Below are 5,125 nucleotides of genomic sequence, written 5' to 3' on the forward strand. Positions count from 1 at the left end.
GACCTGATGATTGCCTCGGTGATCATCATGTCGCTGATCATCGTGCCGGTGCTGATTGCCATCGGCGTCATCGCGTGGCGCTATCGAGCCTCCAACAAGGATGCGACCTACGAGCCCGAGTGGGACCATTCCAGCAAAGTGGAACTGGTGGTCTGGGCGGCGCCGCTGCTGATCATCATCGCATTGGGCGCCATGACCTGGATCGGCACCCACCAGCTTGACCCCTACCGCTCGCTTACGCGCATTGGCAAGGGTCGGTCGGTGACCAGCCAGACCAAGCCACTGGAGGTCGAGGTGGTCTCGATGGACTGGAAGTGGCTGTTCTTCTATCCGAAGTACGGCATCGCCACGGTCAATGAGCTGGCAGCTCCCGTGAATGTGCCGATCCATTTCAGGCTGACCTCGACCCGGATGATGGATTCGTTCTTCATCCCGTCGCTGGCTGGACAGATCTACACCATGCCCGGCATGCAGACGGTGCTCAACGCCGTCATCAACAAGCCGGGAAGTTACAGGGGTTACTCCTCCAACTACAGCGGTCTCGGTTTCACTGACATGCGTTTTCGCTTCCTTGGCATGAGCCAGCAGAAATTCAGCCAGTGGGTGGCCAAGGTTCGTGCTCAAGGTGGCAATCTCGATCGCCAGGCGTTTGATCAGCTCAATCAACCCAGTCGAGCCGTGCCGGTGCGCTACTACGCGCGCTATGAGGCAGGTTTGTACCATCGCATCCTCAATCGATGCGTCGATCCGGGACAGATGTGCTTGGACAAGATGATGACCATCGACGCCAGCGGTGGCCGTGCCCTGCACGACAGCTCCGCCGATGGCGCCAAGTCCGGTAATCCATCGACAGCGGCGCCCGCGTACAACGCGACGACGCACTGATCCGAATTTTCGAGGTTCAAACCATGCCTGACCGTCCCGCAATCTGGAATTTCCTGCTTGGGCGTTTGTCGCTCAGTTCGCTTCCGCTCCACAACTCGATTGTGGTCGGTACGTTCATCGTCGTCAGCATCGGTGCCCTCGGGGTCCTGTCGCTGATCACCTACTACCGCAAATGGGGCTACCTGTGGAGCGAATGGTTCACCAGTGTGGACCACAAGAAGCTGGGCATCATGTACATGGTGCTCGCCACAGTGATGCTGTTCCGCGGCTTCGCCGACGCGATCATGATGCGGTCCCAGCAAGCGATCGCCTTTGGCAGCAACATGGGCTACCTGCCCCCCCACCACTACGATCAGGTCTTCAGCGCGCACGGCGTGGCCATGATCTTCTTCGTGGCGATGGCCTATATCGTGGGGCTGATGAACTTTGCCATGCCGATGCAGATCGGCGCGCGCGATGTGGCTTTTCCGTTCCTCAACAACCTCAGTTTCTGGCTGACGGTATCCGGCGTGGTGCTGTTCATGACCTCGCTGTTCGTCGGTGATTTTTCGCACGCAGGCTGGTTGGGCATGCCCCCCGTCTCGGAGCTCAAACAAAGCCCCGGGCCCGGCGTGGACTATTACATATGGGGCCTGCAGCTCTCCGGAGTGGGCACCCTTCTGACCGGCATCAATTTTGTCGTGACCATCCTCAAGATGCGTGCACCCGGCATGTCGCTGATGAAGATGCCGATGTTCACCTGGACCTCGCTGTGCACCAGCGGGTTGATTGTGGTCGCGTTCCCGATCCTCACCGCCACGCTGTTCCTGCTGTCACTGGACCGCTACATCGGAACCCACTTTTTCACCAACGGGTTCGGTGGCAACGTGATGATGTATGTGAACCTGATCTGGATCTGGGGACACCCGGAGGTGTACATCCTGATCCTGCCGCTGTTTGGCGTGTATTCGGAGATCGTCTCGACCTTTTCGGGCAAGCGGCTGTTCGGCTATTCGTCCATGGTGTATGCCACCGCGGCGATCATGCTGCTGTCGTATCTGGTGTGGCTGCACCATTTCTTCACCATGGGTTCGGGCGCTGACGTCAATTCCTTCTTTGCGCTCACTACCATGCTGATCTCCATACCCACGGGTGTGAAGATCTTCAACTGGCTGTTCACGATGTACCGTGGACGCGTGCGCTTCGACGTGCCGATGCTGTGGACGATGGGCTTCTTGTTCACCTTCACCATTGGCGGCATGTCCGGCGTGATGCTGTCGGTGGCGCCGGCGGACTTCCTGCTGCACAACAGCCTGTTCCTGATCGCGCACTTCCACAACGTGATCATCGGCGGCGTCGTGTTCGGCGTGTTCGCGGGCATCAACTACTGGTTCCCCAAGGCGTTCGGGTTCCGGCTTGACGCGTTCTGGGGCAAGGTCAGCTTCTGGTTCTGGCAGATCGGCTTCTGGGTCGCGTTTGCCCCGTTGTACGTGCTGGGTCTGATGGGCGTGACCCGTCGCCTCAGCCACTTTGAGGATCCCAGCCTGCAGATCTGGTTCATCATTGCGGCCTTTGGCGCGTTCCTGATCCTGCTTGGCATCCTCGCCTTCGTGGTGCAAATCTACGTCAGCATCCGTCGCCGCGACGAACTGGCTGTGGGCAACGATCCGTGGGATGGGCGCACCCTGGAGTGGTCAACCTCATCGCCTCCCCCACCGTACAACTTTGCTTTCATCCCGAAGGTGCATGAACGCGAAGCCTGGGATGACATGAAAAAACATGGCTACCAGCGTCCCTTGGAAGGCTTCAACGATATCCACATGCCCAAAAGCACCAGCACGGGTGTCGTGATCGGAGTCCTGGCCACGGTCTTCGGCTTTGCCATGGTCTGGTACATCTGGTGGCTGGCGATCCTTACGTTCGTGGCGCTGATCGGGACCGCCATCTGGCATACCTTCAACTACGACCGCGAAGGCTACGTCAAGGCGAATGAAGTCGGTGAATTTGAACAACACATCGGCAACTGGGAGCCGAAGGCACAAGGCGCAACCTCATGAATAGCATTGCAATCGACAAGGCGCCCTCCGAACCGCAGGACTTTCTGTGCCTGGAGGAAGGGCATCCGCACAACGGAACCCTGCTCGGGTTCTGGCTTTACCTGATGAGCGACTGCTTTATCTTTGCGTCGCTGTTTGCCTGCAACGCGGTGTTGGGAACCAGCTACGCAGGAGGCCCCAGCGCGCATGATGTGCTCGACCTGCCCGGCCTGGCCGTGAATACGGCTTTGCTGCTGGTGTCCTCGGTCACCTTCGGTTTCGCCATGCTCGAAGTGTCGCGCCAGCGCAAGCGCGCCATGCTCGTGTGGCTTGGGATCTCGGGCCTGCTTGCGGCAATGTTCGTGGGTCTGGAAATCCACGAGTTCGTCGGCATGATCGCCGAGGGCGCCGGTCCCGATCGTAGCGCCTTCCTGTCCTCGTTCTTCACCCTGGTCGGCACCCACGGCCTGCACGTGTCGCTCGGCATCGTGTGGTTGATCGTGTTGATGTTCCAGCTGGGCAAGTACGGCTTGAACGAGGCCAATATCCGCCGTCTGCGCTGTCTCAGCATGTTCTGGCATTTCCTGGATCTGGTGTGGATCGGCGTGTTCAGCTATGTCTATCTGGTGGGAGTGCTGCGATGAATCATCCGTCCAATGCCGCGCATGCGCACGATGACGCCATGCATGAACATACCGGCAGCCTGCGGGGTTACCTGACCGGGTTTGTGCTGGCCGCGATCCTCACCATCATCCCGTTCTGGCTGGTGATGGGCCATGTGATCGAAAGTCACCAGACGACCATCCTGATCGTGCTGGCCCTGGCCGCGGTGCAGATCGTGGTGCACATGATCTACTTCCTGCACCTGGACACGCGCTCGGAGAACGGCTGGAACATGCTGGCGGTGATCTTTACCGCTGTGCTTGTGGTGATCGTGCTGGGCGCGTCGATCTGGGTCATGTACAACGAAAATGCCAACATGATGCCCATGTCGCCGCAGTACCAGCATCACAGGCTGGGCTCGTGAGCGGGACGCCGTGCAGCAACCCGCATCCTCCCGGATGTCTCGCCTTCCGCTGAAAACGGTAGCCTGGGCGCTGCTGGCGCTCGGGGTATTCGCCGGCTTCATCGCGCTGGGCAACTGGCAGGTGCGACGGCTGCACTGGAAGCTTGGGCTGATCCATGACGTGCATGCACGCGCGCACGCGCCGCCGGTGGCAGCGCCCGGACCCGCGCAATGGTCCCGGATACGCAAGGGCCACCTGCAGTACCTGCACGTGGGCCTGCATGGAAGGTTTCTCGCAGGCGCTCCGACGCTGGTCCATGGTACCAGCACCTTGGGTTACGGGTTTTGGGTGCTGGCCCCGCTGCGCACCGATCGCGGCTTTGTGGTGCTGGTCAATCGCGGCTATGTCCCGGCCGGACTCCCGGGCACGCCGGCCTTCGCAAAGACGCAGCCGCCCCAAGGCGAGGTCACCTTGACCGGCCTGCTGCGGTTCAGCGATCCCGGCGGCGGCTTTCTGCGTCCCAACCGGCCGCAAGCCGGGAAATGGTATTCGCGCGACGTTGCCGCCATCGGCGCCGCGCGCGGTTTGCCCGCCGACCAGGTGGCGCCGTATTTCGTTGACGCCGACGCGACCGCCACGCACAAGGCCTGGCCCGTCGCCGGCCTCACCGTGATCCATTTTCCCAATCACCATCTGGGCTACGCCATCACCTGGTACCTGATGGCCCTGGGCACGCTCCTGGGTGCAGGCATCGCTGCCCGTCAGCAATGGCGTGCCCGGCGGCGGGCACGCGCGTAACGCGAGAGCGGCCGCTCGGGCCATGGATCCTTGCCGCGTCAAAGAAGTTTTGGGGCAAGAGGGATGCGGCGGGCTTTTCCGCTGCCCCGATCCCTGAAAGCGGAAGAACGCGTCCCGCGTTCCGTGCCATTCAAGTCCGGATGTTCATGAAAAAGGCCTGACTGACGCGGCTTCCGTGTCGTGGGGCACACCCGGCCTGGACGATGCTTCGAGCACGCGGAGCTGCATGCCATAATGCGCCTTTGCAGCCTGCAGTCGACTGCCAAAGGATCATCGCATGAGCAAAGCCAAGCCATCCGCCGAACTGGGCCTGGGCACCCGCGCCATCCACGCCGGACAGTCCCCGGACCCGTCCACCGGCGCCATCATGACGCCCATCTACGCCACCTCGACCTACGTGCAGGAGAGCCCCGGCAAGCA

The 5,125-nt window shown here is 61.0% G+C and carries 5 protein-coding genes and 1 pseudogene; all 6 read left to right on the forward strand.

Going from position 1 to position 5,125, the window contains the following annotated elements; translation table 11 throughout:
- On the forward strand, positions 1-885 hold an 885-nt coding region (cyoA, locus tag PF446_RS05275; protein ID WP_298070201.1), incomplete at its 5' end, for a ubiquinol oxidase subunit II.
- 23 nt (positions 886-908) lie between these two features.
- The gene (cyoB, locus tag PF446_RS05280) at positions 909-2,921 is read left to right on the forward strand and encodes a cytochrome o ubiquinol oxidase subunit I (protein WP_298070202.1); all 2,013 of its coding nucleotides are present in this window, start codon (positions 909-911) and stop codon (positions 2,919-2,921) included.
- Positions 2,918-3,544 (forward strand): cytochrome o ubiquinol oxidase subunit III, encoded by a 627-nt coding sequence (cyoC, locus tag PF446_RS05285; protein ID WP_298070203.1) that lies wholly within the window; start codon positions 2,918-2,920, stop codon positions 3,542-3,544. Before cyoB ends, cyoC begins: the two co-directional genes overlap by 4 nt.
- On the forward strand, positions 3,541-3,927 hold the full coding sequence (gene cyoD / locus PF446_RS05290; protein WP_298070204.1) for a cytochrome o ubiquinol oxidase subunit IV: 387 nt from the start codon (positions 3,541-3,543) through the stop codon (positions 3,925-3,927). Before cyoC ends, cyoD begins: the two co-directional genes overlap by 4 nt.
- Before the next feature lie 34 nt (positions 3,928-3,961).
- A complete protein-coding gene (locus PF446_RS05295) occupies positions 3,962-4,705 on the forward strand; it encodes an SURF1 family protein (protein ID WP_298070205.1) in 744 nt (247 codons plus the stop codon).
- 277 nt (positions 4,706-4,982) lie between these two features.
- A pseudogene (locus tag PF446_RS05300) lies at positions 4,983-5,125 on the forward strand (PLP-dependent transferase); the annotation flags it as partial.

The sequence above is a fragment of the Oleiagrimonas sp. genome, from assembly GCF_027858935.1.
Taxonomy (GTDB): Bacteria; Pseudomonadota; Gammaproteobacteria; order Xanthomonadales; family Rhodanobacteraceae; genus Oleiagrimonas.

Coding starts and splice junctions, on each gene's coding strand:
- PF446_RS05295 (WP_298070205.1), top strand. CDS start 3,962: ATGTCTCGCCTTCCGCTGAAAACGGTAGCCTGGGCGCTGCTGGCGCTC.
- cyoC (WP_298070203.1), top strand. CDS start 2,918: ATGAATAGCATTGCAATCGACAAGGCGCCCTCCGAACCGCAGGACTTT.
- cyoD (WP_298070204.1), top strand. CDS start 3,541: ATGAATCATCCGTCCAATGCCGCGCATGCGCACGATGACGCCATGCAT.
- cyoB (WP_298070202.1), top strand. CDS start 909: ATGCCTGACCGTCCCGCAATCTGGAATTTCCTGCTTGGGCGTTTGTCG.